This is a genomic window from Streptomyces sp. JH14, from assembly GCF_029428675.1.
In the GTDB taxonomy this organism is placed as follows: Bacteria; Actinomycetota; Actinomycetes; order Streptomycetales; family Streptomycetaceae; genus Streptomyces.
On record NZ_JAJNEL010000001.1, the window covers coordinates 6331754 to 6358113 of the forward strand.

The 26360-nt window shown below is 67.9% G+C and carries 20 protein-coding genes and 5 pseudogenes; 11 read left to right on the forward strand and 14 right to left on the reverse strand.

The genetic code is table 11. The annotated features are described in order from the left end of the window. Positions 1-66: 66 nt before the first annotated feature. The 5 genes and pseudogenes from LRD69_RS28615 to LRD69_RS28635 all read left to right on the forward strand — a co-directional run bounded on the left by LRD69_RS28615 (position 67) and on the right by LRD69_RS28635 (position 4584). Positions 67-483, forward strand: coding sequence for a CBS domain-containing protein (locus tag LRD69_RS28615; protein ID WP_277329417.1), 417 nt, complete (start codon positions 67-69; stop codon positions 481-483). Positions 484-934: 451 nt separating this feature from the next. Beyond that, positions 935-1315 (forward strand): hypothetical protein, encoded by a 381-nt coding sequence (locus LRD69_RS28620; protein ID WP_277329418.1) that lies wholly within the window; start codon positions 935-937, stop codon positions 1313-1315. 586 nt (positions 1316-1901) lie between these two features. Further along, positions 1902-3381: pseudogene (locus tag LRD69_RS28625) on the forward strand (aminoacid decarboxylase). A gap of 263 nt (positions 3382-3644) precedes the next feature. Then, entirely contained in the window at positions 3645-4331 is a 687-nt protein-coding gene (locus LRD69_RS28630) for a HemK2/MTQ2 family protein methyltransferase (RefSeq protein WP_277329419.1), read from the forward strand. Between the two features lie 55 nt (positions 4332-4386). Continuing rightward, on the forward strand, positions 4387-4584 hold the full coding sequence (locus LRD69_RS28635; RefSeq protein WP_277329907.1) for a CDGSH iron-sulfur domain-containing protein: 198 nt from the start codon (positions 4387-4389) through the stop codon (positions 4582-4584). A gap of 182 nt (positions 4585-4766) precedes the next feature. Here LRD69_RS28635 and LRD69_RS28640 read toward each other — a convergent pair whose 3' ends face one another. Together LRD69_RS28640 and LRD69_RS28645 are read right to left on the reverse strand one after the other, a co-directional pair. Further along, entirely contained in the window at positions 4767-6299 is a 1533-nt protein-coding gene (locus tag LRD69_RS28640; RefSeq protein WP_277329420.1) for an FAD-dependent oxidoreductase, read from the reverse strand. 438 nt (positions 6300-6737) lie between these two features. Further along, a complete protein-coding gene (locus LRD69_RS28645) occupies positions 6738-8357 on the reverse strand; it encodes an IS1182 family transposase (RefSeq protein ID WP_277329908.1) in 1620 nt (539 codons plus the stop codon). A gap of 1011 nt (positions 8358-9368) precedes the next feature. Between LRD69_RS28645 and LRD69_RS28650 the strand changes: the two genes are divergently transcribed. From LRD69_RS28650 to LRD69_RS28665, 4 genes are all read left to right on the forward strand, one after another. Continuing rightward, positions 9369-10070, forward strand: coding sequence for a hypothetical protein (locus LRD69_RS28650; protein WP_277329421.1), 702 nt, complete (start codon positions 9369-9371; stop codon positions 10068-10070). Between the two features lie 196 nt (positions 10071-10266). Further along, a complete protein-coding gene (locus LRD69_RS28655; protein WP_277329422.1) occupies positions 10267-10539 on the forward strand; it encodes a hypothetical protein in 273 nt (90 codons plus the stop codon). 111 nt (positions 10540-10650) lie between these two features. Then, a complete protein-coding gene (locus LRD69_RS28660) occupies positions 10651-11211 on the forward strand; it encodes a hemerythrin domain-containing protein (RefSeq protein ID WP_277329423.1) in 561 nt (186 codons plus the stop codon). A gap of 69 nt (positions 11212-11280) precedes the next feature. After that, complete coding sequence (locus tag LRD69_RS28665) at positions 11281-11697, forward strand: CBS domain-containing protein (protein WP_277329424.1); 417 nt, start codon at positions 11281-11283, stop codon at positions 11695-11697. A gap of 1214 nt (positions 11698-12911) precedes the next feature. On the opposite strand, the gene LRD69_RS28670 is transcribed toward LRD69_RS28665, so the two are convergent. The 4 genes and pseudogenes from LRD69_RS28670 to LRD69_RS28685 all read right to left on the reverse strand — a co-directional run. Then, positions 12912-14222 (reverse strand): PP2C family protein-serine/threonine phosphatase, encoded by a 1311-nt coding sequence (locus LRD69_RS28670; protein ID WP_277329425.1) that lies wholly within the window; start codon positions 14220-14222, stop codon positions 12912-12914. A 269-nt stretch (positions 14223-14491) separates the two neighbouring features. Next, positions 14492-15379 carry an SDR family oxidoreductase gene (locus LRD69_RS28675; protein ID WP_277329426.1) on the reverse strand — a complete coding sequence of 296 codons (888 nt, stop codon included), beginning with the start codon at positions 15377-15379 and terminating at the stop codon, positions 14492-14494. A gap of 298 nt (positions 15380-15677) precedes the next feature. Continuing rightward, positions 15678-17135 carry an NF041680 family putative transposase gene (locus tag LRD69_RS28680; RefSeq protein WP_277329427.1) on the reverse strand — a complete coding sequence of 486 codons (1458 nt, stop codon included), beginning with the start codon at positions 17133-17135 and terminating at the stop codon, positions 15678-15680. Positions 17136-17617: 482 nt separating this feature from the next. Beyond that, a pseudogene (locus LRD69_RS28685) lies at positions 17618-18118 on the reverse strand (short-chain dehydrogenase); the annotation flags it as partial. Here LRD69_RS28685 and LRD69_RS28690 point away from each other — a divergent pair. After that, positions 18093-18272: pseudogene (locus tag LRD69_RS28690) on the forward strand (hypothetical protein); the annotation flags it as partial. The pseudogenes LRD69_RS28685 and LRD69_RS28690 sit on opposite strands and share 26 nt — an antisense overlap. Positions 18273-18601: 329 nt before the next feature. On the opposite strand, the gene LRD69_RS28695 reads toward LRD69_RS28690, so the two are convergent. The 3 genes from LRD69_RS28695 to LRD69_RS28705 all read right to left on the reverse strand — a co-directional run bounded on the left by LRD69_RS28695 (position 18602) and on the right by LRD69_RS28705 (position 21302). After that, positions 18602-20218: an NAD(P)/FAD-dependent oxidoreductase gene (locus tag LRD69_RS28695; RefSeq protein ID WP_277329428.1), complete on the reverse strand. Its 1617-nt coding sequence runs from the start codon at positions 20216-20218 to the stop codon at positions 18602-18604. A 68-nt stretch (positions 20219-20286) separates the two neighbouring features. Continuing rightward, on the reverse strand, positions 20287-20766 hold the full coding sequence (locus LRD69_RS28700; RefSeq protein WP_277329429.1) for an SRPBCC family protein: 480 nt from the start codon (positions 20764-20766) through the stop codon (positions 20287-20289). Between the two features lie 284 nt (positions 20767-21050). Further along, a complete protein-coding gene (locus tag LRD69_RS28705; RefSeq protein WP_277329430.1) occupies positions 21051-21302 on the reverse strand; it encodes a hypothetical protein in 252 nt (83 codons plus the stop codon). A gap of 323 nt (positions 21303-21625) precedes the next feature. On the opposite strand from LRD69_RS28705, the gene LRD69_RS28710 reads away from it, so the two are divergent. Next, on the forward strand, positions 21626-22153 hold the full coding sequence (locus tag LRD69_RS28710; RefSeq protein WP_277329431.1) for a hypothetical protein: 528 nt from the start codon (positions 21626-21628) through the stop codon (positions 22151-22153). Positions 22154-22341: 188 nt separating this feature from the next. Here the strand turns inward: LRD69_RS28710 and LRD69_RS28715 are convergent. From LRD69_RS28715 to LRD69_RS28735, 5 genes and pseudogenes are all read right to left on the reverse strand, one after another. After that, positions 22342-22724, reverse strand: a pseudogene (locus LRD69_RS28715) (Ku protein); the annotation flags it as partial. Positions 22725-23048: 324 nt separating this feature from the next. Next, positions 23049-23720, reverse strand: coding sequence for an endonuclease (locus tag LRD69_RS28720; RefSeq protein WP_277329432.1), 672 nt, complete (start codon positions 23718-23720; stop codon positions 23049-23051). A gap of 386 nt (positions 23721-24106) precedes the next feature. Continuing rightward, positions 24107-25291, reverse strand: a complete 1185-nt coding sequence (locus LRD69_RS28725; RefSeq protein ID WP_277329433.1) for a zinc-dependent alcohol dehydrogenase — start codon at positions 25289-25291, stop codon at positions 24107-24109. Between the two features lie 489 nt (positions 25292-25780). Beyond that, positions 25781-25957 (reverse strand): hypothetical protein, encoded by a 177-nt coding sequence (locus LRD69_RS28730; protein WP_277329929.1) that lies wholly within the window; start codon positions 25955-25957, stop codon positions 25781-25783. Then, positions 25932-26072: pseudogene (locus LRD69_RS28735) on the reverse strand (Ku protein); the annotation flags it as partial. The pseudogene LRD69_RS28735 and the gene LRD69_RS28730, both read right to left, overlap by 26 nt. Positions 26073-26360 lie beyond the last annotated feature (288 nt).

Consider the following 26360-nt stretch of genomic DNA (forward strand, 5'->3'; position numbering starts at 1 on the left):
GCGATCTACGGGCCGCGGAAAGATCACGCAGTCCGAACCCGAAATTCATCGGAAAGGAAGTGTGTGATGACCACCGCGCGAGACAACATGACCCCCCACGCCGAGTGCATCGGCGAGAACGAATCCGCTCTCCTCGCCGCCCACAAGATGGCCGAGCTGGGCGTGGGTGCTCTGCCTATCTGCGGAGAGGACGAACGGCTCGAGGGCGTACTCACCGACCGCGACATTGTGGTCAAGGTGCTTGCGGCGGACAAGGACCCGGCCGGGATCAAGGCGGGCGAGCTGGCGCAGGGTGAAGCTGTCACGATCGGCGCGGACGACGACGCGTCGGAGGTTCTCCGCACGATGAGCGAACACAAGGTGCGTCGACTGCCGGTCACGGATGGTCACACACTGGTCGGCATGGTCGCCCAGGCCGATGTGGCCCGGGCGCTGCCCGGTCCGGCCGTCGGTGACCTCCTCGACGTACTGTCTTCCGGCTGACCGTCCCAGGGCAGCAACACCGCGCGCGGAGAAGGGCGTTTCGCAAAGGGCGGCGTTTCGCCACGTCTGCGGCCCTTCTGTTCCCTTGCCGCGCGAGCGAGCGGTGAGAGTGGCTGCGTGGCTCCGTTCCAGTCGTGATCCAAAGCTCGACGAGATCTGACCGCTCGCAGGCCGCGTTGTCCGCACTGCTGCCGACGGCGCCCCGCTGACGAGCCTGTGTTCCTGTGTCCGAGATCGATACACGCCCTGCCGTGGTCTTCTCCGGATCTACCTGGGATGAACGTGCTCGCCCTGTCCTGACGGTTCGGGCGGGGTCCGTATCCGGGTGGAAGATGCGGATGAGCCCGTTGGCGCTCAGCCTGGAGATACGAGAGTTTCCGACCCCGCCGCTCCTTCCGGTCGCGGCATGGTTACCGGGGCTGGTAGACGCTGCGCAACATACGGAGCAGAAATGACTGAACACCGGAAATCTTCACACCGGAAATCTTCACAACCGAAGATGGGCGAGGGCCCCAGCAGGCACGAGGGAACCGAGCAGCACGGTTGGTCAACCGATGTCGACCAGACCGAGCAGCAGGAAAATGAGAGTGCGCAGCGGTCATTCCATCCCGAGCGTTACGCGCCGAAGAAGGACCGCAGCAAGGAGACCGGCGGGCGGGAGAAGGTATCGCCGGCGAGCGAGATCAAGAGTGAGACACGTCGGGGCGAGGAGCGAGCCGCCGAAACCGACGAGAAGGGTACGCGGGACATGGGGCGGAAGGGCCCTGCGGGCCGACCCAGCGGAGGTAAGGACGCGGAAGCATACACCGGAGTCGACCCGCAAAATCCCTGACTCCGCGACCACGGCGTACGACCCTGTAGAAGCACTCGGCCGCGGGTAGGCGCCGCGTCGCCGTCCTTGATGTCGGCATGGTCGCGCTGGTCATTGCTCCGGCCGGCGGCACGCTGGGCCAGGATGGCGAACCGGTCCGTGCAACAACGCACCTTCGCCGTCGCCCGGTCCACCGAGTTCGATGCGATGGCCGGGTGCCGGATCCGATCGCGGATGCCTACGGCGCCCGCGACGTCAAGGTCGGCGACGGGCGCTCGGAGTTGGGGCGGCGGGGCCGATGCTCTGGAGGCAGCCGGCTTGCCCGCGGATTCCGCAGGGATGGTGGTCGGTGAGGCCGCGTCCGGCGTGCTGCAGGCCGTGACAGGACTTCTCGGGTCCCGCGCCTGGGATCGCTTCATCCCTGCTCTATGGGTGCGATCAGACATGGGACGAGAATGCGCGCGGTCCTGGGCACATGCCGGGCGAGGCGGCAGGAGTTTCGGGGACTCGCTCCGGGGCGCCCCGACCGCTCGTCGAGCCTCAGTCCGCTTCCCCGGGCAGCTCACTCGAAGTGTTTTCGTCCTCCTGCACCGGAAAGCCGCACACCATGGACCATTCGACAGCTCCAATACTCGACGCTTTGACGGCTTACCAGGGCGCAGGAGCAACTGTCTTTCACTCCCCCTGGTCACAAGCAGGGCCGGGGAGCCGACCCGAGGGTCCGGGCCGTTCTGGGGGACGCTCTGTTCAGTGCGGATGTGCTGGCGCTGTCTGGTCTGGACGACCGGATCATGTCCCAGGAAATCCTGGAGCGGGCAGAAAGGCTGATGGCCGATGCTGTGGGCGCCGAGCACACGTTCTTCTCCACCTGCGGCAGTTCGCTGTCGGTGAAGGCTGCCATGCTCTCCGTCGCCGGGCCCCACGAGAAGCTGCTGGTCGGACGAGACGCGCATAAATCAGTCGTCTCTGGCTTGATCCTTGCGGGTATCCGCCCCGTGTGGATCGACCCCCAGTGGGACCCCGATCTCCACCTTTCCCACCCACCGGCCCCCGAGGCTTTCCGGTCGGCGTTCGAGGACCATCCGGATGCACGGGGGGCGCTGGTCACCAGCCCCACGCCCTATGGCACCGGCGCTGACATCGGAGCCATCGCGACGCTGTGCCACGAGCGGGGCGTGCCGCTGATCGTGGACGAAGCGTGGGGTGCCCACCTGCCCTTCCATCCCGAGCTGCCCGCCTGGGCCATGGATGCCGGCGCCGACGTGTGCATAACGTCGGTCCACAAAATGGGTTCCGGGCTCGAACAGGGCTCGGTCTTCCACCTGCAAGGCGATCTGGTCACCGCGCAGACCCTCGCCTCCCGCGCCGACCTGCTGGGCACCACCAGCCCCTCGGTGCTCATCTACGCAGCCCTCGACGGATGGCGCCGCCAGATGGTGGAGCACGATCGTGAGCTCATGGACGAGGCACTTTCCAGGGCCGGGCGTGTACGAGCAGCCATCGAGGACACCGGCGGCCTGCATGTCAACGACCGCGACGACTTCTGCGGCGAGGCAGGCGCCTTCGACATGGACCCCCTCCAGATCTTCATCGACCTGAGCGGGGTCAAGTTCAGCGGTTACGACGCCGCCGATTGGATGCGTCGACACCACGGCATCAACCTGCACACCTCCGACCACAGGCGCATCAACGCTCAGCTCACCCACGCCGACGACGAGGTGACGACGGCTCACCTCGTTGACGGCCTGCGCGACCTTGTCGCCCACGCCCACGAGCTGCCGCCTGTCCCGGATGTCTGTGTCCCGCCCCCGGGCGACCTGCGGCTCCGGCAGGTAACGCTTCCACGTGACGCCTTCTTCGGCGAGGTCGAGCAGGTGCCCGCAGAGCGAGCGGTCGGCAGGATCTGCGCCGAGATGCTCACGCCCTACCCCCCGGGAATCCCAGCGGCCCTCCCGGGTGAACTGCTCGACCAAGCCGTGGTGGATTACCTGCGGACCGGGACACGTGCGGGAATGCTGATTCCCGATGCCGCCGACAGTGACATCGACACCATCCGCGTGTCTGTGCACGACGTGGACGCCGATTGATGGGACGCCCGTCGGTCAGGCGTCCCTACCGCTCCCTCGTCACGCCGTCTGCGAAGCGTTCGTTGCGGGGCGGCGGTCCGGGGCAGCTGGGTGCTGATGGGCGATGGCCCCCAGCGCCTCACATGCGACAGCAGTCAGGTCAGGAGGGCGGAGACCGCCGTTCGAGTGGCGGCGGTCCGCGGGCACGCCGAATCTGAATGAGATGGGGTATGCGGCTGGCGAGACGTACAAGAGGCCTGCTCGTACCCTCCTGGAGGCTTCAGATGACGACTGCTGCCGCACGGGCCGCCGACCTCAGGAACCTGTGGACCCTTCCCGGCGTCTACGCTCCCCAGGCCGATACCCACCTGCTTGCACAGGCGCTCCACGCCGAAGGGATCACGGTGGGCATGGACGTCCTCGACCTCTGCACAGGAAGCGGCGCGCTCGCTCTGCTGGCCGCGCGGATGGGGGCCCGCGTGTCGGCGACCGACATCTCCCGACGGGCGGTGATGACGGCTCGGATGAATGCCGCGCGTGCCGGGCACCGCGTCCGGGTGCTGCGCGGCGACCTCGCCGGGCCGGTCGCCGGGCAGCGCTTCGACGTGGTGGTGAGCAACCCGCCGTACATGCCCGCGCCCCACGTACGCCGCACGCGCAGCCACAGGACCGCGGTCGCCTGGGACGCGGGTCGGTGCGGACGGCAGGCCCTGGACCGGATCTGCGCCCACACCCGAGAGTTGCTCCGACCGCACGGCGTGCTGCTCATGGTGCACTCCGGAGTCTGCGGCGTCGAGGAATCGCTGAGACGGCTGACCGAGACCGGCCTGCACTGCTCGGTGACGGACCGGGCCTACGTACCTTTCGGGCCCGTGATCATCAAGCGGCAGCCATGGCTGCGTGCCCAGGGCCTGATCGGCGCCGACGAAGACGCAGAGGAACTGGTGATCATCCGTGCCGAACGAAGCTGACCACGCCAGGCGCGTGACCCTTGAGCGCGACGGCCCGATTTTGATCGATGGACCCGTGGAGATCCTCCAGGAGGACGGCACGATCGCCACCTCCGACCGGTTCGTCGCCGCCGTCTGCACCTGCCGCCGCAGCCGCATACACCCGTGGTGCGACACCAGCCACCGCCGCCGCACGAAATCCCCGGCGCCCAACGCTGCGCGGGCCGAGGTCGGACACGCACGCGTCATATCGGGCCCTGGGGCGCCCTGTTGAGCCGATCCAATAGCCGAGGAGGGCCTGCGGACCGCGCGGGTGTCCATGCGGGGTTTTGGGCCATGAGTTCTGGAAGGCCCCTGCCTGCCCGGCCCGGTCGGCGACTCGAAGGGGGTTCGGCGAAGGCGTGTGCCGGCTCTTCGGGCGGCCGCCCGGTTCCGCGCTGAGCCGATAGCCCTGGCTCAAACGGTGCGTGGCGCCAGTGGGCGCACGGCCGGGCCGTGAAGTACCTCGCCGTCGATGCCGAACCGCGAACCGTGGCAAGGGCACTCCCACGCGGTTTCCGCCTCGTTGAAGGCGACCAGGCAACCGAGATGCGTGCAGCGCGCCGACACGGCGTGGACGGTTCCTTCCTCATCCCGGTAGACGGCGCAGCGCTGTCCGTCGACGCGAACGACCGAGCCCGAGCTGGGGGCGATCTCGGAGACGGAATCGACGTGCGTGGTCCTCAGCCGGTCGCCTACGAAGTGCCGGGCGACCTCTGCCTGCTGTTTGAGCAGGGCCACCCCTTCCCGCATGGTGCTCCACAGCCGACGCGGGTCGTACAGCCCCGCCCACTCGGGTTCCGTGCCAGTGAGCGTAGACGCCAGCAACTGTCCGGCCATGGCGCCCCCGCTCATGCCCCAGCCGCCGAATCCGGTCGCCACGTACACATGGCGTGCGCCCGGATGGAAAGGGCCGACCAGCGGCACGCCGTCGCTCACGTCGTTGTCCTGGGCCGCCCACCGGTATGCCGTGTCGTCGACCGGGAAATGGTTGTGCATCCACGCGTCCAGTTGCAGGAACCGCTCGCGGCTGTCGCCCGTGCCGGGGGTGAAATTCTCGCCCGTGACGATGAGCAGCCGCCGGCCCTCGTCGAGCGGAGCGGTACGTACGGATCGCTTACCCATGTCGTCCGTGATGTACATGTGAGCCGGTGCCTCGGAGGTGGGCAGGGGCGCGGCAACGACCACTTCACGGCGCGGTGACAAGCGCGCGAAGTGAAGCGCGCGATCGAAGACCGGATAGTGCGTGGCGACGACGATGTCCTTCGCCGTGATCGTCATGCCTCGCTCGGTGGTCAGCTGGCACGGACTTCCCTCGGTAAGGCCGGTCACCCGCGTTCGTTCATGGATGGAACCGCCTCGTGCGGTGATGTCGCCCGCGAGGGCCAGAAGATACTTGCGTGGGTGGAACTGCGCCTGGTGCGTGATGCGCACAGCTGCGATCACGGGGAACGGCAGGTCCGTTTCCGTCACGAGGTCGGCGTCCAGTCCCGCTTCCGCCGCCGCTTCGGCCTCGGCCTCGAACAAGGCACGCCCTTGCGGGTCAGTGGTGAAGGTCAGAGCCGATGACCGCTCGAAGTCGCAGACGATACCCAGTTCCGCCGCCACCGATGCGACCCGTTCCACTGCTGTCTGTTGGGAACAAGCGTACTGGCGTGCGCCCTCGCGCCCGCGCGTGCGGCGCAGCCGCTCATACACGAGAGAGTGAGCCGCGGTGAGCTTCGCCGTCGTATACCCGGTCACCCCGGCGGCAACGCGGTCCGCCTCCAGCACGACCACGTTCCGTCCGGCCCGGGTCAGTTCCCAAGCGGTACTCAGGCCGGCCATGCCTGCCCCGATCACGGCGACGTCTGCCGTTGTGTCGGTGTCCAGAGCTGGCCACTGGATGCCCGGCGCTGTGGCCATCCAGTACGACTCGGCCATGCCGGGTAGTTCAGATCGCGTGGTCATGGACCACGTGTTCCCTCAGCGGCCGAAAGGAGACGTTGCGGACCGATTCTTCCCCTGAGCGGCCCTGACTCCCCCGTAGCCGGCCGGTGCCACCCCTCCACGCCGGTGGCCCGGCTCGGGCTCTGACAGTGTTGGAATCCGAGGACCTCTGCTCAGTACTCCAGCAGGACTTTGGTATTCCTGCTGGTCGGGGCCAGGGTTTGAGTGCCTCTGAGTGACGGTGTGTCAGGGGTGGTCTAAGGGCTGTCCCGTAATCCCTGGCGGGCGCACGACGACAGCTGTGGCACCTCGCCGCGTTGTCGGAACGCCCGAATACGTCCAGTATGAGGACGCCCCTCCGCCTTGCGATGCACCACATCTGACGCCGCACGCTGATCCACCAGGGATTACGGGACAGCCCTTAGCTTGACTCTGTCGGGGATCTTGGAGTTGTTGAGGTCAGGTGCCCAGGGTGCGCCAGGTTTTTGGCCTGGGGATCTCGTGTTGATCGAGGTAGTTCTGGAAGGCGGTCGGTCGGCGGGGAGGGAGTGCTTCCTCGGTCGGTGGGAGACCGCTGAGGCGCTCGATGTTGATGGCGATGGCGGTCAGGACGTGCTGGAGGTGAACCTTGCCCTGTCCTCGGTAGCGGCAGCGGCGCATGCCGTGGCCGTGGGCGAACTCGTTGACCGTTCCCTCCACTCCGGAGCGGACCGCGTAGCGGCTCTTCCACTCGGGAGTCTGTTGCTCGGCACGGACACGGAGTTGCAGGTCGCGGAGTTCTTGTGGGGGAAAGCCGACGGTGCGGGTGCTCTCGCGGGAGGCGGTGCACTGGACGCGGGCCGGGCAGGGCCGGCACTGGCCCTTGGTGAACCGTGCCACGATCAGCGGGGCCGCAGTGGGCGAGGAGGTCGGGTAGGGGCCGTGCCAGCCCTGGCTGACCTGGCCCTGAGGGCAGGTGACCTGCCGGAGGTCGTAGTCGATGTGGAAGTCGTCCCGGGCGAAGCCCTCGCCTCGACGGTGTTGCCGGGTGGGGTTGCCCCGGAGCGGCCCAGAGACGGTGACCTGGTGGTCACGTGCGGCTTGTTCCAGATGGGGCAGGGAGGTGTAGCCGCTGTCGACCAGGTGTTCGTCGGGCAGCAGGCCGCGGTGGTGCAGGCGGGTGTGGATGCCGGGCAGGACCTGGCTGTCATGGGTGGTGGACGCGGTGGTGGCCACGTCCGTGATCACGTTGGGGCCGTCAGGAGCACAGGTCTCCGTTAGATGGGCGGAGAACCCCTTCCAGCTGATGATGTGCCCGTGACGGGCATAGCGGGCCGAGGTGTCGTAGGGGGAGACGATCGCCCTGGACGAGGGCGGCAGCCCGGGTCCGTCTTCGGTCTCGGCGGTGCGCCAGCGCAGGTGTCCTGCGGCGTCGCGGTGATAGTTCTGCACCATGATCTGGCGCAGGGCCTGGACACGAGGGCCTGACGCGCGGCCTGCGCCGTGCCGGTAGAGGTGTTCCAGGAGCCGGACAGCGTCGTTGCCGGTGGCGAGAATCCTGGTCTTGGGCTTGGTGGGGTTCTTGCCCAGGCGGACCGGACGACCGTAACGGCGCCCCCAGTCCTCGTCGACCAGTTCGTCCAGCAGGTGCGGGGTGGTGCCTGCGACTTCCTCCAACGTGGCGCGGACCGCCTCGGTGACCATCTCCAGCCGGGTCAGGTCGCGGACCGCGGCCAGGACGTGGGTGGAGTCGGTGCGCTGTGTAGTGCGCTCGCGCACCAGGCCGTACTCCTTGAGGCGGGCCAGCGCGAGGTCGAGGAGGCGGTCGGCGCGGTCGCCCTCGGTGAGACGGTCGCGGAAGTCGGCCAGCACACTGTGGTGAAAGCCGGGATCGTCCAGCTCCATGGCCATGGCGTACTTGAAGTCGATGCGGCAGCGCACCGCCTCGGCGGCCTGCCGGTCCGACAGACCGAGCACGAACTGCAGCACACAGACGGTGGCCAGTTGGGCGGGCGAGAGACCCGGACGCCCGTCACGCGGATACCAGTCAGCGAAGTCCTCGTCACGCCACAGCCCGTCCAGGCGGTCTCTCACCCACATCGCCGCCGTACCACCCGGGTTGCTCGCCCGCGCGATCTGCGCGGTCAGAGGCGGGACTTGTTCACCGGAACGAGGACGGAGCGACAACGGACACCTCGACAACTGCATGGGCTCTCGGAACACCCCGAGCATGCCCACCGATCACGCCGGCGCACCGGGCAACTCCAAGATCCCCGACAGAGTCAAGCTGAGGGCCGCCTTGTCAACCACGCGGCCCCTGCCCCGGCACATCGATGGACAGGCGTTTCGCCAACGTCCCAGGATCGCGACTGTGTGGGGAGCCGAGCTCCTCGTGCTTATGGCCGATCGGCGTCCTGGAGTACCAGGAGGTATTCCGCGAGTCCGACCAGTTCGGCTACCGCGGTGTGGATCTGGGAGACGAGTGCTGTGGCCGCCAGCGCTGCCTGCTCAGCGGTGTAGAGACCGTTCCCGCTCCGGCCACACCGAGCAGCGGCCGCCGGCCCGTGCTCATTGAGCGTCTCGAGAGTGTGACGTGCGGGCTGGGAGAGGGTGCGCCGTTCAACTTGCCCCGCAACAGTCATGCCTGTGCCACGTTCGCAAACAGCGTCCGCATCAGCTGGGCAACGTCCCCCTATGGGCATCAGCGACGACACGATCCTCCGTCATAATCTCGCGGACCTGCTGGAGCATGATTCTTCTTCAAGCCGCACACCAATTGTTGGACTTTCCCAGCTCGTGCACTCGTGACAGGTATTGCGTGGCCGGCCTCGGTGAAGTTCCATCCGTTGGCTCTGGCGGCTCTCTTCACAGCCGGCTGGACGTCATGGTCGCTGACCGCGGGAATGGCGGCCCTGCTCGCAGTGCTGGGCCGCCACCGGATGGGCCGCGGCGCCATGCTGTGTGACGCGGCAGGCACAGGTAGGGACTGGCTGGCCGTTTCTACGACTGCCGCACAGACAGCTGTGTTTGTCATTCGGTGCCCGTGGCACGGATGCGGGGAGCACGCCTCTGGAAGGGGGCGCGCACGTGCAAGGAGCCTGGGCGGCGAATTTGCTGCTGCGCTCGCAACCGGCAGAGAACCAGCGGTTCCTGGAGCTCGGGCGGGCGCTGCGCGAGGCATACCGGACCCTGGATGCCGACGGGATCAAAGAGCTGTCCAACCAGCGCAGCAGTATCGTCTCGGCCCTGTCCAGGCAGTCTGCGGTACTGTCCCGTGAAGCGGGGCATCGCCTGTCGGATGCAGCGCAGCAGGACGTTGCATCCACCCTGCGCGCTGTGCTCGCCGATCAGGACGCGGCAGACCGGTGGGCCGCCGGCCGACTGGAGAGCTGCCTCACTCCGCCGGCGGACTTTCCGTCCGGCAGCACCGCGCCAGTCGACGCATCGCGCAAACCGGTACGAGCGCCGACTACGCGGCGGTCTTCGCGGACGGGGGCGAAGGACGAACTTGCTGAGCGGCGCCGCCAGCGGCAGGAACAGCTCGCGCAGGCCCGCCAGGCGGTCTCGCCGGCCGATCAGCGGCTTTGCGAGCAGCGCGCCGAACAAGCGGACGCTGACGCATCGTTGCAACGGGCATGTGAGCGGCACGGCCAGGCCCGTCAGCAGGTGTCCGCGGCCGAGGAGCAGCTGCGACAGGTACGCGAGGAGCTTGAGCGGGCCGAGCACGAACGGAAGGAAGTCGAGGAACGGTGCCAGGCAGCGGCTGAGGCAGTGAGCCGGGCCGAACGAGTGGCACAGGGGGCTGCGCAGTAGGTGGAACGTCTGACCGGCCCCGCCAGATAGGGCCCGGCGCCCGGTCCGGCGATGGTTGATCGCCGGTCTGCACCCGGCTGCTTGCTCCTGCTCCGCGTTTCCGACTCGCGCTGTGCATGCATAGTGCCAGCGTGGTCAGCAGGAGCATCTGCGCCTGGTGCGCTGGCGGTGACGGCCAGGACAGGAGTGGGCGGTCATGGCACGTGCGATCTGGACAGGTGTGATCACCTTCGTGCTGCTGGGCGCGCCGTGGGATCGGGCCCGATATCACGACACCTACCGGGAGAAGTTGCGGGAGCTGGTGCGGGCGAAGGCCGAGGGCCAGGAGATCGCCGCGGCGGACGAGGCGCCGCAGGCCAGCAACGTCGTCGACTGCGGTGTCGGTGGAGTCCTGCCGCTCCGGCGGTGGAATGGCTGTCTTTGTGCGTCAGGGCTCAGATCTGCTGCTACCGGTCTGACGCAGGGTTAGGCCAGGCGCCCCGGCGTGCCCCCTGCTGCGCGTGTTGAAGGGGTTCGCGGGTACGCGTGTGGAACGGTGAGCTGGTCGGCTCACGCCATACAAGTGGAGGGATTCTTCCTTATGGGACACGGCGGAAATGTGATCGCGGAACTCACCATCGATCACCGCGAGGTCGACGATTTGTTCGAGAGGATCGAGGCCCAACCGGTCGGCGACGAGCAGCGACGGAAGTTGGCCGATGAAGTGACCATGGAGCTGGTACGCCACTCCGTGGCTGAGGAGATGTACCTGTACCCGGCGGTGCGCAAGCACGTCGAGGGCGGGGACGGGATCGCGGACAAGGAACTCTCCGATCACGCAGCGGTGGAACAGCATCTCAAGGACCTGGAGGGCCTCGAGGCGGATGCCCCGCAATTCGACCACCTGGTAGCGACGCTGAAACGCGAGGTGAGCGAGCACATTCGCGATGAAGAGGAAAGGCTGTTCCCCCTCCTCGCCGCGGCGTGCACGCCCGAGGCCCTGGACGCACTGGGCGACAAGGTCCGTATGGCCAAGAAGATGGCTCCCACTCGGCCGCACCCCTCCGCTCCGGACACCCCGCCCGGCAACAAGCTGCTCGGTCCCGGCACCGGACTGGTCGACCGGGCTCGGGATTTGCTGACCGGGCGTGGTAAGAGCTGACCACCTCACCAGCCCCTTGCGCGTTCGGCTTACTTGGCTGGACCAGGGGCGGAGACATACGAACGGAAGATGACTACCGCACGGGAAATCATGACCGAGGGCGCCGAATGTATCGGCGCGGAGGAACCGGTCCTCCTCGCGGCCCGGAAGATGACCGAGATGGGCGTCGGCGCCCTGCCGATCTGCGGCACCGAGGACAAGCTCAAGGGCGCCCCCACCGATCGTGACATTGTGATCAAAGTCTTGGGAGCGGGCAAGGATCCCGCGTCGACCCACACGGGCGAGCTCGCCCAGGGCGAAGCCGTAACGATCGGCGCCGACGGCGACGCCACCGAGATCATGCGCACCATGGCAGCCCACAAGGTCCGCCGCCTGCCGGTCATCGACGGCCACCGCCTGGTCGGCATGGTCGCCCAGGCCGACGTGGCCCGCGCCCTGCCCGATCCGCAGGTCGGCGACCTGCAGGAAGCACTGTCCACCGACTGAACAACAGCGCCCCAGCCACTCAACCGCTTGCGACAGCTCGCCCGCGCAGCGGGGGAGAGGCGATGGGGCGGTAAGGCCACTTCCGCCCCGGTGCGGCGGGCGTGCGTCGCGTTCCTCCGGGACGTGTACTCGCCGGTGGTCGTCCGATGGCAGTTGCTCACCCGCATGCAGGCCGATCTCCCGCTGCGCCCCCAGAAGATGGCCCTGAGGCGGCGGATGGGCGTGGATTTCGGTAGGGACGGATTATGCAGAGATTCGCTGTGGCGCTAGGGGGGCCGGCCGATGGTGGCTTGGCGTAGTGCTGGGCGAGCACCGGCCATGGTGTGTATTCATGGCGCGGGCGTTCCGGTCCAGCAACAGCCCCAGAAGCCGCTCTCCGAACCCCTCCGAACGGTCCACCATCTTCTTGCCAGGCCGCCGCTCACGATCCTCCACAGCTGGAGCCACCCCCTGTGCCTGGCCGGCCGCAATCGTTCACCTTCGTGAGGCATCGACCATCGCCCCAGAAATTCGCTCCCCCGATCATCGCCGCCGACAGCTGACTCACCGGCTGTGAGGGTTTCCGTGGCCGGTGAATCACTCCACCGGTGCAAATGGGGCCGGTAGCGGGCTGAGGCTGGCCAGTGAGGTTGCTGCAAGGCTGGCGCCCCGCCGTAGGTAAAGCGACTTCTTACGACTCATGACCACTCACCCTGCACCGATCGCTGCCGGCATCGAACCCCATCGAAGCAATGTCCCTCCCGGCATGGCACGGCCGCTGGCAGCGGGCGCGGTGCCCCAGCCTGAGCCGGCGTCGGGCTGTCGCGCAGCCTTGGGAGCGATCGGTTGGGCCTGGCCTGTTGACCGTCAGCAGTGCCCGCAGCCGCATCACCCATGTCTCCTCGTCCGGTGGCCCTGTGCGTTCCCGCGCTGTCCCGAGTGGCGGGCGGGGAGTTGTGGGTGTACGAGGCGATCCGATCCGGCCGTCGGTGACCTCCTTGAAGCGCTGTTCGCAGGCTGACCATCCGGTCAGCAACAACGCACGCCGAGACGGTGTTCCGCGAGAGTCGGCGTGGGCAAGATCCACTTCTGGTCCTGTTCATCGGCTTTCACACCAACTTCTTCCATCGGCGGTCGCGTTGGTCGAGTGCGGTTCCCTCCCTCCGACCACTGTCCACCTCGTCTCGGCAGAGAGGCGGGTGGCTGGGCTCGGAGAGGGGTACTGGCGCCGTCAGTCAGGCTCCTTCGTCGTCAGCGGGGTGCTGGGCCCATGCGGAGGCGATCGTCTCCGGAGCGGTGGAGGGGGGCAGGCCCGCGAGTGCCTGCAGCTGGCTGGGCCGGTAGGGAGTTGGGCCGTGCCACTCCACGAGCATCACCGTGGCGTCGTCGTTGAGGCGGCCGCTGTGGTGTTCCAGGTGGTGTCCGATAAGCCGGCGCAGGGTCTCTGGGACGGGTAGGTCGTCGGCGTGGTGACGGACGAGGAAGTCGGTCAGGCCGTTGAGGCCGAATTCCTGTCCTTCTCGGTTGCGCTCTTCGATGATGCCGTCGGTGTAGAGCAGCAGGCGGTCTCTGGGTTCCAGCTGGTCGCGGCGTAGGGTGCCGGGCCGGTCCAGCCCGGTTCCCATGGGGGGAGCGGGCGGGCAGGACAGGTGCACGACGGTACGGTTGCCGCGGATGACGACCGGGGGGTGGTGACCGTAGTTCGTCCAGGTCAGCACGCCGGTGGCCAGGTGAAGGTCGGCCAAGATGCCCGTGGCGTAGCGGCTGCCCCCGAATTGCTCGGTCAGGATCTCACTGACGCCTTCCGCTGTCTGCAGAAGGTCAGCGCCCTGGCGGCGATGATTGCGAGCGGCCGCCAACGCGAGGTTCGCGGTCACTCCGGCGGCGATGTCGTGTCCCATGGCGTCGAAGACGGACAGATGCACGGTCTCCCCGGTCAGGGCGTAGTCGAAGGCATCCCCGCTGACTTGATAGGCCGGTTCCATAATTGCGCTGATCAAGACACGGTCGGTGGCGAACGTCCGCGGCGGCATCAGCTGCCATTCCATCTCTGCCGCTACTTCCATCCTCCGGCGGCGGACCAACCGGGCGTACGAGTCGCTCGTGTCACGCTTGCTCACCACAAGGAGGGCAACCAATCCGGCGAGCTTGTTCAGATCCTCATCCGCCTCGACCTGTGCGCCTGGCACGCCGACCCGGAGCACACCCAGACGCTCGGTACCGTCCAGCAGCGGGACCCACCAGTGGCCCTTCGCAGAAGCCGAGGCCGGAAAAGCCTTCCCCAGTTGGAAGGCCCGCCCCGCCACGGCCCCTTCCACGGACAACTCAGCCGGCACATCGGCGTCATCGGGGCCGGCATCAACGTTGCCTGCCAGCAGGTACAGCCGATCCTGTTGCAGATCGGCCAGATAGATCAGCACTTGAGGCCAGCCCACCGGGGCGGCGTGTGATGCCACCGTGCCAGGCAGCTGCTCCAAGGTCATCAGATGACTCGCAGCGATCAGCTCCGCCAGAACCCGTGCACGCGCCGCTTCCGCGCTGTTCATCGACGAACACCTTTCTCAACGGCCGAGGCGCCGCGATACTGACGGCACCACCAGCTCCTTTCCGGCTTCGGGCCCCGCGTTCTACCGCGCAGAACCGATCCCTCTCCGATCGCCGGAGTACGCCCTTGTCACGCCCTTGTCTGGGACGGTGTCCGTCAGTACGACTCTTTGCTTTCTGGAAGACGCCTATCGGTCGAGGCGGCGGTGGAGGCGCGTGGCGTATCGGGGCGGGGCGCGGTCAGGATGTCCACATCTTCCCTGCAGGGCGGTCAGGGGAGCGGTGTACCGCCGGTGGCATTCATGATCTCCCCGGTGATGTAACTCGCGGACGCAGAGGCCAGGAAGACGTAGCAGGGTGCCATTTCCGCTGGTTGCGCAGCCCTGCCGAGCGGGCTTTGTTTCCCGAATTCCTTGGTGTCGGGCATGGTGGCGGGAATGAGGGGGGTCCACACGGGGCCCGGGGCCACGGCGTTGACACGAATGCCCTCGGATGCCAGCATTTGAGCGAGACCCTGGGTGAAGGTGACGATCGCACCCTTTGTCATGGCGTAGTCGAGCAGGTGTGGGCTGGGTTTGTACGCCTGGACCGAGGTCGTGTTGATGATCGAACCGCCTGCCGGAATGTGGGGCAGGGACATTTTGCAGAGCCAGAACATCCCGTACAGGTTGGTGCGTACGACGCGATCGAATTGCTCGGTAGAGATGGCCGTGATCCCGTCCGGCTGGGACATCTGGTAAGCGGCGTTGTTGACCAGGATGTCGATATGTCCGAACTCCGAAACCGCCTTTTCGACCAGGGCGCGGCACTGTTTCTCGTCCCGGATGTCGCAGGTCACGGTCACGGCCCGTCGCCCCGCCTCTTCGACCAGTCGGGCGGTCTCGCGGGCCTCCCCTTCCTCGGAGGTCAAGTGGGTGAACAGCACATCGGCGCCTTCCCTGGCATAGGCCAGAGCAACGGCGCGGCCGATACCGGAGTCGCCTCCGGTGACGACCGCCTTGCGATCCGACAGGAGGCCGCTACCCCTGTACGAGTCCTCGCCGTGGTCGGGCGGCGGATCCATCGGAGCGGTCGAGCCGGGATGCTCCTGGTCCTGCTGGGGAAAGTCAGGTTGCGGGTACCTGCTGGTCGGATCCTGGGGGCGTTCGGACTCACTCATGGCTTCTCCGTGTTCCTTGTCGCTGGCCCGTCACAGGAGACTGCGTGACCACGCTTCCTTGGGCCGAGGAAAGCGGCAGTCACCTTCACGTAGCTGTGACTCTGTGGTTCAGCGCTCGGACTGGTGACTCGTGGGAGATCCGGCAGGCGATCAGCGGTGCTGGCCACGTCATGCTCGCCGATAAACATTTCGTCGCGAGAGCGTGGCGGGGCAATCCTGCTCGCCTCTCACTCAGGCTGCTGCCCCGGATGTCGTTACGCATCCCGTACCGTCACTCCTGGTCACGCTAACTTGATCTTTAACCTGTGCGGCGTGGACGTGGGATTGTTGACCCCTTCGTCCGTCGTTTTGCGGGGCCCGGTTTGCCGACTGTGTGCACGTCATAGCGTGGAGTGGGCCGGGTGTTCTTGCGGCCGGGTGGCCGGCCTGGGCCGGGGCGGGAGGATTTCGGTGCTCCGGCAGGACAGGCCGCCTTGGGGCGGAGGTGCCGGAAATCGCGGCGGACGCGGGCGGGAGTGAGCCTGTCGGGCGGGCTCGGTTTCTCCCATGGCCGTCGGAGGTCGGCCGCCAGTGGGCGGGCGAGCCGGAGTTGGGTGAATACGGCGAGGATCAGCCAGGTCCAGCGGTCGGCGGCTTCGGGGGTGCGGATCTTCGGGCAGGTCCAGCCCAGGGTCTGCTTGAACAGTCGGAAGGTGTGCTCGATGTCGAAGCGCCGCAGGAACGCCTGCCAGAGCAGATCGACTTCCGTCTCGGTGGCGTCGAGACCTGACCACCACAGCCAGACCGGCTTCGGTGTCGCGCCGCTGGGCAGGTGCTCGACCTGCAGGCGGATTACGGTGCCTTCGATCACCGGCAGGGCGCCCAGTTGGGCAGTCCAGGCGGATCGGTGGGTCAGTCTCGGGTGGAGCCGGTCCCAGGCCCGTGCGGTGGCGGTGCCGTATAGACGGGTCTCGGTCAGCGTCTGCGCGTCGGGGGTGTCCCAGGTGGTCGGGTCGCCGAAGACGAACTCGCCGCCGTGGCGGGGTGGGCGGCCCCGGGTTCCGGGCTCGCGGGGCGTGACTGTGCGGCGCAGGACACGGTCCGAGCGCATCCGGCCCAGCACCTGCACCGGCAGATCCTTCAGCAGGAAGGCCAGCCGGGGCACGTCATATCCGGCGTCCACCACGATCAGAACGTCCGGATCGCCGTCTTTCCACTGCCCGGCTGCCATCAGCCGCTCGACGAGTTCACGCATCTGCCCGGACGTGACGGTTGCAGCATCATCTCCCGGGGCCAGACGCAGTGCGTCAAGCGGCGCCGTCCAGGAACTGCGGCCCGTTTCCAGCGCGCAGATCACCGAGTACGGCCAGCCGGGAACAGGAATGTGCTGATCCTTGCCCCGCCCGTAGGTATGGCACAGGATCCGCTGCGGTGAGGTGTGCGCGCTGGGCCGCAGCCAGCAGGTGATGTCGGCGGCCAGGACCAGCCGGCCGTCCGCCGCCCGCGGCAGAGGCACCGCAGCCAGGGCCCGCCGCAGCCTGCTGACATCGACCTCGCCTGCGGCCAGGGCGTCGTAGAGCCCACCGTGCCCGCGACGGTGTTCGCCCACCAGCGACAGTTCCACCAGCGACCGGACCGGGCCATCCGCACACAACACGGCATCGGCCAGCTCGAACAACGCATCCGCACGCCGGGGCAGACAGGAGTAGAACTCACCCCGGAAGCGTGACAGTTCCGCAAACGGATCCTGCCGGACAACATGATGCGACAGACTCATCCCCACGGCCTTCGTGCTGAGCGTTGTGTGTTCCTTGGTCGGATCACATGCTCAGCCGAAGGCCGCCCGTACGTACGCCAGTTACCGATCCGAGTGATCAAGTACGAACCGTCGTTCGGACCCCAAGGTTAAAGATCAAGCTAAGGGCTGTCCCGTAATCCCTGGTGGATCAGCGCGCGGCGTCAGATGTGGTGCATCGCAAGGCGGAGGAGCGTCCTCACACTGGGCGTATTCGGGCGTTCCGACAACGCAGCGAGGTGCCACAGCTGTCGCCGTGCGCCCGCCAGGGATTACGGGACAGCCCTTGGTTCTGTGCGGTACCCGGCTGGACTCTCGAAAAGGCCATTGCGTTCCGGGCGGGGGGCACGCACATTCTGGGCCTGGCCCATTCCGCTGTTCTTCCTTGGCGGAAGCTGGCACTTTCGCAGACGGAGGCCGCAGGGGTGGGCGCGGTCGGCCGCGCCCACCCGTGCCGTGCGTGGTCATCCCCGGCGCCCAGTGATTCGGGCCACGGCGACCGCAGCAACGGCCGTCGCAACAGCCGCGGCACCGACCACCGTGTGATGACGCGAGGCGCACGCCTGCGGGCTGCGCTCGTGCGCCTGTGCATCGAAACGGCCATGCGCGCCGGAGTCGTGGCCCTCCGGGCCGTTGTCCGCGGGTGCCCAGAGATTGACCGGGGTACTGGGATCGCGCTCTTCGGTGGACTGCTGGGAATCGAAACCCGTCCTCGCCAGGTAGCGGTCGAGCAGACCGGGGGCCACCGCGTTGGCCATCAGTGTCGCGGCCGTGCTCGACCCCACCCAGTACTCCCGGCGCCGCGGGTGGTCCGCAGCGTGCACGATGGCGCGGGCGGCCACCTTCGGTTGGTAGATCGGCGCGACGGGCCTGGCGCGTCGCGGGAGCCGGTCGAGGACCCAGTCGAACTGCGGTGTGTTGACGGCCGGCAGCTGCACCATGGTGGTCCGCACCTTGGACCCGGAGGACGGATGGGCGGTGGACGCGGTGCAGTCAGCCGCGTACACCCTGCCCACCGACGCGCCCGAAGGAGACGGCACCTTGGCGTGGGATACAACCACGCTCGTCCTGGTGAAAGTCCGCTCGGGCACCACCACCGGCAGCGGCTGGACCTACGGCGATCCCGCCACGGCCAGATCTCGGGTATTTCGTGGCGACTTCGGTGTATGAGGCAGCCCTCAGGAGCGACAGCAGCAGGGCGAGGAGCAGTGGCACCTGCGCCGCCCGATTCCGCGACCTGGCCGACGAGAACGTAGACGCCGACGCCCAGCACGTTGCCGAGGATGAAGAAGTGGAGCAGATGTGCGTCGTCAGCGCCTTCTTCAGCGCGGGCCTCGCCCTGGGGAGCGCCGCCAGGCGCCGGTGCGAATGGAGTGTTCACCGCTGTCGCCTACCGCTGTGACCTGGCCGCAGACGGGACGAGCGCCCGGTTGACGAGGGACGGGCCATCAGCGCTGCCCTTTGCGGTCGCGGTGGGTCAGTCGGCTCTGGATGTGGGAAAGGGCGCCGGTGCGCTGCCGGTGCAGAGCTGCCCGGGCGGCATTGGCTCCGGGGGCGCCATGAACTCCCCCACCCGGGTGCGCGGAGGCCGAAGCGAGGTAGAGCCCCCGGACAGGAGTTTCCGGGCGCCCGGTACCAGGCGTGGGACGGAAGACCAGCTGCTGGTACATGGCCGTGGTGCCACCGTTGATGGCTCCTCCGTGGAGGTTGGCGTCCATGCTCTCCAGCGTGGGCGGGGCAAGGATGCGCCGGGCTCTGATGAGTTCGCGGAAACCGGGGGCATAGCGCTCGACCTGTGCCTCGACACGGTCCGCCATCGCCTCCTGCTCCCAGGTCTCCCAGGAGCCGGTCAGCCCGTCGTCGCCGGCGTCGCCCCGCACCCGGTGCGGTACGTGCGTGTAGGCCCAGGCGGACTCGGTGCCCTGGGGCGAGCGGCTGGGGTCGGCGGTGGTCATCTGGCCGAAGAGAGCGAAGGGCTCATCGGGGACGCGGCCCATGGCGATCTGCGCGGCAAATCGGGTGAGGCCGTCCACGCCCTCTGCGAGGTGGACGGTTCCTGCTTGCGCGGCCTCCGGGCAGGTCCAGGGGACCTGTCCGTTCAGTGCCCAGTCGACTTTGAACGTGGCGAAGTCCCACTTGAAGTGCTTTAGGTCGGCGAGCAGCCGTCCGGGGAGGTGCCGTTCGGCCACCAGGGAACCGTAGAGAGCAGGCGCAGACACATCGGCCAGGACCGCCCTGCGGGCAGCTACCGCCTCGCCGCCTGCGGTGCGGACGCCGACGGCCCGTCCGCCGCGGACGACGACCTCGGTGACCTGGTCCCCGCAGCGGATCTTACCGCCGCGTCGCACCAGGCGGCGGACGAGAGCGGCGGTGAGTGCCCCGGCGCCGCCGGTGGGAACGGGGAAGCCGTAGGTCTGGCCGAGCATGGACATGAGCCAGCCGAAGCCGCCGCTGCCTGCCGCCTCCGGTTCGAGGTCCGCATGCAGGGCGTTGCCCGCGAGCAGGAGCCTGCCGCCCTCGCCGCGGAACTCTTCCTCGCCCAGACGCCGCACCGGCAGCACCATCGTTCGGGCCAGTCGCAGGCCGCCTGCCGCACGCAGCCGCAGCGCCAGCCGGACCCCGGCGCGGACCGGGGGGAACGGCGTGAACAGGGCGTCGAGGAGGTCGGACCGCAGCGTCTCCCAGACCTCTCGCAGCTCCTTCCACGCAGCCCCGTCTCCAGGTGCGAACGCCTCCAGGTTTGCTGCCGTCTCCTCCAGGTCTCGGCTGAGGACCGCACAGCGACCGTCTCGCAACGGGTGGGCGAGTACCTTCGGGGCGTGACTCCAGGCCAGCCCCTCATGCTCCAGATTCAGGCCGGCCAGGACCGGGGAAGCCGCGGCCAGGGGATAGAAGGCGCTGAAAAGGTCGCTGGTGAATTCAGGGTCGACCCCCCGATCGTGCCGGACCGCTCCTCCGGGCTCGTCCTGGGCCTCCAGGACCTCCACGCTCCAGCCCGCGTCGGCCAGGAGATTTGCCGCGACCAGCCCATTGGGGCCCGCCCCGATCACTACAGCGTCCGGCATCAGTTGCTCCCGGCTCGGTGGGTGCTGCCGCGCCCGGTGGCTCGGCTGTCTCCAGGTCTCGGGCCGATTCAGACCCTGCGTGGTCGCGGCTGCTCGGAGGTGATGCGGGCCGGGCTTTCGGTCCCCTCGCACAGCCGGGCGAGACGGCCGAGCATTACGCGGTGCCGCATTTGCTGCGCCGCGTCCAGGAGCCCGTTGTGCAGGGCGCCCCCCGCCCCGCGCAACGGGTGCTCGTCGAAGATGAGCAGTGTGTGCTCGCCCCAGGGCCGCAGTTCCATCGCGATCCTTGCGGTCCCAAGCGGCCCGCTGTCCGCCTCCAGTTCGAGGACGGCGGTCGGCTCGCTGCGGCGCACGACGGTCCGGTTGTGCAGAGTCAGCGGCCCGAGCTTGATTTCGTAGCGAAGAGCCGCCCCCAGCTCGGGCCACCGTCCTTCGTCCAGCTCGACCTGTGAGGTGCCGACTACCCAGTCCCCGTACTGCTCGGCGTCGGACAGGACCCTCCAGACGTCCCCGGGGGCCTTCCTGATCAACCGGTGCCGTACGGCCATGGGAACCTCCACCGTTCGAAGTGTCGCGTCCCTTGCTGCGGATTCCCACGCTAGGCCCGGGTACACACTCCCGCGCGGGGACGGCGATCATCCCGGCGTCGCCGGTTGGCTGCTGGCGCGCCGCCCGCCGCAGCCTGGGGCATCCCGGGTACGGACGCCGACCTGCCCGCTGTGTTGAGATGCCATGTCCGTTGCACGTGCCGTTGTCGGGGGACGCGTGTTCATTTCTCATCCGGGGCCGGGCCCGTCCGGCTCCGAGCAACCCGGCCGGCAACGTGCTTCATTCAGGCCCGAATCCGCGGTTTCGTCTCGCGCTCGTGGTTGTGCTCGTAGTTCGCGAGGGCCAGGCCTATAGCGAAGAAGGTCGGTGCCCACTCGCCGACGAAGATGCCGCAGCGGTCCGCACGAGCCACGCCAAGAGGCTCGACCTTCATCGACCCGAACCACGAAGCGATGGAGAGGCCGATCGAGAGGAAGCCGGCGCAGTAGGCGTGCTCGGACTTCAAGCCCTTGGCATGCAACATCTTGACGATCATGGCTGTCCAGGGGGAGTGAGGTCACTGCTCTTTCCACCGTGGCGCAGGAGGTCATCCGCCGCATCTGGGGCACGGCGGAACCCGCCATAGGGCCGGGCTCCTCGGCAGTATCCGGCGCGCGATGCGCCAAAGCCCCCCACAGCGGGCGGAGGCGCTCATGCGCTCTTGTGGGGTGGGGCGGCCGGCTCAAGATGCCGGGTTGCGCCCGCAGCGAGGTGGACTGCACGACGAACATCACGGTCAGGGCGTGCTCTGCGTCATACGATCCCCACCCAGCCGGGCAGTAACGTGCGCAGGCGATCCGCGCTCGATCGGAGTTCTTGGTGCCTGCAAATCTTTCCCCGCTCATCGCCGCCACCACGCAGTGGCTGACGCGTGCTTTCCCGGCCTCCGGCGGCGCGTTCGCGGCTGTAATGTCCGAGGCTCAGGCGCGCCAGGCCGTCACTGTGGCCGCGTGGCTGCGTTACCCGACAGCTATGGACGCAGCCTTGGTGACGATGGTCGGTCCCGGTGGATCCGCCCGGCTCGACTGGATCGCCGGAGCGCACATGCGCGACGAATCCGACACCTGCGACCGGGCCTGGGAAAGCTGGGTGGACGAGGTCGTCGCCAGCTGGGCAGCCTGCCTGCTCGCTGCCCCCAACGCGGCTAAGGAAGCGGTGGAAGCGGTCGCCCACAGCGAGCACACTGCCGTCGGGCCTGTCGAATTCCGGCGCCTGACCGCACCGGATGCCCACGATATGGCGGCTGCACCCCTACTGCGCCACCCAGAGCTGCTGCAGCCGATAGCCGCTCTGCATCACGCAGACCTCATCGACCGGCTCCGCCTCGGCCCAGCCCTGGCCTGCTGAGGGTAATGCTGCTGGTCCATGCCTTCGCCGAAGCGTCCCGACGAGGATCGGGCCGAGCAGGGAGCCGCCTCCGATTCCACAAATGCCCCAGGCGACGCCGACGGCCAGGGCCAGCGATGTCGTCGCGCGGAGTGACGGCTGGCGGGCGGTACCGGACGCACGCACGGTCCGCAGCCGTGCTCGGGTAGTCAGGCACTCCTCGGTTTCGGGCTGGCACTCTTCGCCGCCGTCTTCTTCGTCGTGGTCTTCTTGGCCGCCGTCTTTTTGGCAGGCGGCGTCTTCGCTGTCTTCTTCGCGGTCGTCTTCCTCCGGGGTTTCATCTCGTGGACGGTGGCGTGCTCGCCGGACTCGCCGCGGGCCTCCGCGGCCTGCTCGACCGACGCGTTCAGGGCTGCCATCAGGTCGACGACCTGGCCGGGCTGCTGCTCCTCGCCCTCGGCCGGCTGCAGTGGTTCCTTACTTCGCTCTTCGCCCCGATGAGCTCTTCCAGGGCGTCCCGGTACACGTCGCGGAATCCGGAGATGTCGTCGATGGTCATGCTGTCGGCGAGCTGCACGGCCTGCTCGATCTCTTTCGACGAGGCCACAGGAGAGGTGGGTGCTTGCCCGGCCCGCTAACTCTTTGACCACATGGCCGAGTTGGCCGCCCAGTCGGGTCGTGCGGTGCTGGTATCGCTCCAGCAGTCCAGAGGCTTGCGTGACCGACTCGTCATCGGTACCGACGCGGCGACCGTGCTGCGGCAGGTCACCGAACTCCTGGGTACCCGCGGCTCTGGGACCGCTTCCCGCCCCAGCCGGAAAGCGGTGCTTGACCCGCTGCGCGGCCCGCAGCCGTCCTTGTGACTGACGGCTGAGGGCCAGGCCGGTGACCCCGACCGTGTACCACCGCGCACCGCTCAGCCCCGCGCCTGCACGACCTCGTCGACGACCTGCCGGTCGAGCGCTGCCCTGACGAGTGCCGCCGCGAAGACAGCGTGAGCGTCCCGCGGCACCAGAGCGGCCAGCGCCTTCGGGTTTTCGGGCAGCCCGAGTCGCCGGGCGCCGTCGAGAGCCTTGCGGTCGAACAGCGGACCCACCTCCGGCCAGACCGCCTGCACCTCGCGCAGGAAGATGTCCACGCCGACCGGGCCGAGCCCCGGGATCCGGCGCAGGGCCCGGCGCAGTTCGTCCGGGTCCTTGCTCGCCTCGTCGCGTAGTCGCCGCAGGTCTCCGCCGTAGCGGTCGAGCAGTAGTTGCGCGCCCTCGCCGAGTTGCGTCGCGGTCCGTTCGTCGTACCGGCGGTAGTGGCCCTTGCCGAGCGCGTCCACCCGCTGCTGCCAGGTCGCCTCGCACATCCGGCGAGGACTCCGCATTCCGGCCGTGAAGAGTTCGTGCGCGGCGGCGGTGGCAACGGACGCCTTGATTCTGGCGCTGAGCAGGCAGGCCGCCACCAGCGCCTGGTACAGCGGCTGCGGGGTGTTCTTCATCTTGATGCCCGCGTCCTCGGCATAGGTGTGGCCCTCGGCGTCCAGGAGAGCCTTGACCGTTGCGCGGTCCTTTGCTTTGTCTTGGTGGGTGCGCCCGGCCATCCGTGATCACCTTCCCGGGAGCGCTTGGGAGGAACTCGGCCGTCCTGCGTGGGCGAGGCCCGAGTGCCCAGGGAGCGCTTACGCAGGGAGCCAACCTTGACGCCACACCCGTGGAGTGTCGCTGTCCGCAGCCGTGGCACGGCTCCTCAGTCCACGCTACTCGGGCTCACTGCCCGCTTGGGAACTCGATGATCGGTCCGTGCTGCCGCCAGCGCCGGAAGAAGGCATAGACGCGGTCTCGGTCGGGGAAGTCCATGGGCTTGGACCGCCAGGAGATCTCGCCCGCGACCAGGTAGCGGACCGCAGACAGGATGGATTCGCCTTGGCAGCATGGGCGATTCGCCGAATCTCGCACCGACGCCGAGAGGGACGACCTTGCGCTTCATTTAGGGGGTGAAGAGGATCTTGACTGTACCGTCCTGCTTCTTCTGGAACATCTCGTACGCCTCTGGTGCTTGGGTCAGCGGCATGCGGTGAGTGGCGAAGTCGTCGACGCCCAGAGGGTCTGCGTCCGTCAGGAGCGGCAGGAGGTCGTCGACCCAGCGCCATACGTTGGCCTGACCCATGCGTAGTTGCACCTGCTTGTCGAACATGGTCAGGAGGGGCATCGGGTCGGTCATGCCTCCGTATACGCCGGACAGCGAGATGGTGCCACCCCGCCGGACGAGGTCAATGGCCAGATACAGGGCGGAAAGTCGGTCGACGCCTGCACGTTGCATGATCTTGGCGGCCAGTGCGTCCGGAAGAAGTGTGGTCAGGTTCTGCATGCCCTTGGCCACGGGTGCGCCGTGCGCTTCCATGCCGACAGCATCGACGACGGAGTCGGGGCCACGGCCGTCCGTGAGGTCGCGAACGGCTTCGCCGATGTTTTTGCCGTGTTCGTTGAGGTCGAGGGTGTGAACACCGCGGGCGTGTGCCCGCTGCAGCCTCTCCGGCACCAGATCGATCCCGATGACCCTTCCGGCGCCGCGATGGGTGGCGATACGGGTGCACATGTCCCCGATGGGTCCCAGGCCGAGCACTGCCACAGTGCCACCTGGCGGCACATCCGCATACTCGACTGCTTGCCACGCGGTGGGCAACACGTCGGACAGGTAGACGAACCGCTCGTCCGTAGGGCCGGGAGGTACAGCGATGGGGAGGGTGTTCCCGAAAGGCACGCGCAAGAATTCTGCCTGCCCGCCAGGAACTTGCCCATAGAGCTTGGTGTAGCCGAAGAGGGCCGCACCGTTGCCATGTTCCCTGACCTGGGTGGTCTCGCACTGGGAGTGCAAACCTTGGTTACACATGAAGCACGTGCCGCACGAAACGTTGAACGGGACAACGACCCGGTCTCCGGGGCGCACCCCGGTAACCTCCGCGCCGACTTCCTCGACGATGCCCATCGGCTCGTGGCCCAGAATGTCGCCGACGCCGAGGAAGGGACCGAACAACTCGTACAGGTGCAGGTCGGAGCCGCATAGACCCGTGGTCGTCACCTTGATGATCACGTCGGTCGGGTCCTGGATGACGGGGTCCGGTACCGTGTCGATCCGCACGTCGCGCTTGCCGTGCCAAGTCAATGCCCTCATAGATGTGCCTCCTTCAGTCGAACTCTCGTGTTGACCAGATCCGCCTTCGGACATGTTGCGGTGTGCCTGAGCGTTGGTGATGTCGGGATCGGGCCTGGCGCCTTGGTCTTGGCGGAGCCTGCGACGATCTTGTTCGCACCTCGCGGACGCATGGCGTTGCAGCGTGCATGCGGGCGCGGTCCTCGGGATGGATGGCGAGATCGATGCTGCGCTGGAGAGTTGCCGTGCGGAGCAGACTCTCCCTGGCAATGTCTACGACATCCCTACCTGCGTTGGTGGCACTACGTGTGCATTCAATGCCGCAGGGGCGCGAGCGTGCACGGCTGCCCGCTTCCCTGTCCCGCCGCGACGAGCGTAGGCATGCCGCCGTCTCTGTTCGCGGACCGACGCGCACGGCGGCGCCTCAGGCTGCAGAGCCGAAGCAACGAATCCTCCGCCTCGCGCTGCGGGCTGCGGGACTCCAATCCCGACCCGGCCGTGGCCCGGAGATCATGTCCCCGACCTCGTCCCGGACATCAGCCCGGGTTTCCCGTTCGGGGCGTCTACCAGGGCCTCGGGGAGTGTCTGCAGCACCAGGAGCTTGTCCTCGGCACGCAGCGCGGTCAGGTACTGCTTGCCGCGCATCACGAATGTGGCGACGCCGTCGGTTGCGGACCCGGTCGGCACTGCCGCGCTGCAGCTGATGGAAGTGCACCGTGTGGTCCCCGACCGCTGCGTACAGGCCGACCGGGACACTGACCAGCCCGAAGGTGATCACGCCCGTCCAGATCGCACGTGCCATGACCGCCCACTCCCGTCCTGCCTGTGACCGTCAGCACACCAGGCGCAGATGCTCCTGCTGACCACGCCGGCACTCCTGCGTGCACAGCGCGCGCTGGGGACAGGCGCACGGAGTGAGCGCATGCGGCCATCTACAGCCCAGCACCTGGGCGCCGGGCGGCCGGCACCAATCGGACGGGGCGGCCAGACGTTCAACGGTCGGGCTCCTACCCGCAATCAGTGCCGGTTGCAGGGCATCGTTTTGCCCCGCACCCCGTCCGCTGTGCCATCCCGGGTGGCGTGTGGGGCG

What these genes read in the sequence shown, in the direction of transcription:
- LRD69_RS28615 (WP_277329417.1), top strand. Translation starts at nt 67, where the DNA reads ATGACCACCGCGCGAGACAACATGACCCCCCACGCCGAGTGCATCGGC.
- LRD69_RS28620 (WP_277329418.1), top strand. Translation starts at nt 935, where the DNA reads ATGACTGAACACCGGAAATCTTCACACCGGAAATCTTCACAACCGAAG.
- LRD69_RS28630 (WP_277329419.1), top strand. Translation starts at nt 3,645, where the DNA reads ATGACGACTGCTGCCGCACGGGCCGCCGACCTCAGGAACCTGTGGACC.
- LRD69_RS28640 (WP_277329420.1), bottom strand. Translation starts at nt 6,299, where the DNA reads ATGACCACGCGATCTGAACTACCCGGCATGGCCGAGTCGTACTGGATG.
- LRD69_RS28645 (WP_277329908.1), bottom strand. Translation starts at nt 8,357, where the DNA reads ATGTGGGTGAGAGACCGCCTGGACGGGCTGTGGCGTGACGAGGACTTC.
- LRD69_RS28655 (WP_277329422.1), top strand. Translation starts at nt 10,267, where the DNA reads ATGGCACGTGCGATCTGGACAGGTGTGATCACCTTCGTGCTGCTGGGC.
- LRD69_RS28660 (WP_277329423.1), top strand. Translation starts at nt 10,651, where the DNA reads ATGGGACACGGCGGAAATGTGATCGCGGAACTCACCATCGATCACCGC.
- LRD69_RS28665 (WP_277329424.1), top strand. Translation starts at nt 11,281, where the DNA reads ATGACTACCGCACGGGAAATCATGACCGAGGGCGCCGAATGTATCGGC.
- LRD69_RS28670 (WP_277329425.1), bottom strand. Translation starts at nt 14,222, where the DNA reads ATGAACAGCGCGGAAGCGGCGCGTGCACGGGTTCTGGCGGAGCTGATC.
- LRD69_RS28675 (WP_277329426.1), bottom strand. Translation starts at nt 15,379, where the DNA reads ATGAGTGAGTCCGAACGCCCCCAGGATCCGACCAGCAGGTACCCGCAA.
- LRD69_RS28680 (WP_277329427.1), bottom strand. Translation starts at nt 17,135, where the DNA reads ATGAGTCTGTCGCATCATGTTGTCCGGCAGGATCCGTTTGCGGAACTG.
- LRD69_RS28695 (WP_277329428.1), bottom strand. Translation starts at nt 20,218, where the DNA reads ATGCCGGACGCTGTAGTGATCGGGGCGGGCCCCAATGGGCTGGTCGCG.
- LRD69_RS28700 (WP_277329429.1), bottom strand. Translation starts at nt 20,766, where the DNA reads ATGGCCGTACGGCACCGGTTGATCAGGAAGGCCCCCGGGGACGTCTGG.
- LRD69_RS28705 (WP_277329430.1), bottom strand. Translation starts at nt 21,302, where the DNA reads ATGATCGTCAAGATGTTGCATGCCAAGGGCTTGAAGTCCGAGCACGCC.
- LRD69_RS28720 (WP_277329432.1), bottom strand. Translation starts at nt 23,720, where the DNA reads ATGGCCGGGCGCACCCACCAAGACAAAGCAAAGGACCGCGCAACGGTC.
- LRD69_RS28725 (WP_277329433.1), bottom strand. Translation starts at nt 25,291, where the DNA reads ATGAGGGCATTGACTTGGCACGGCAAGCGCGACGTGCGGATCGACACG.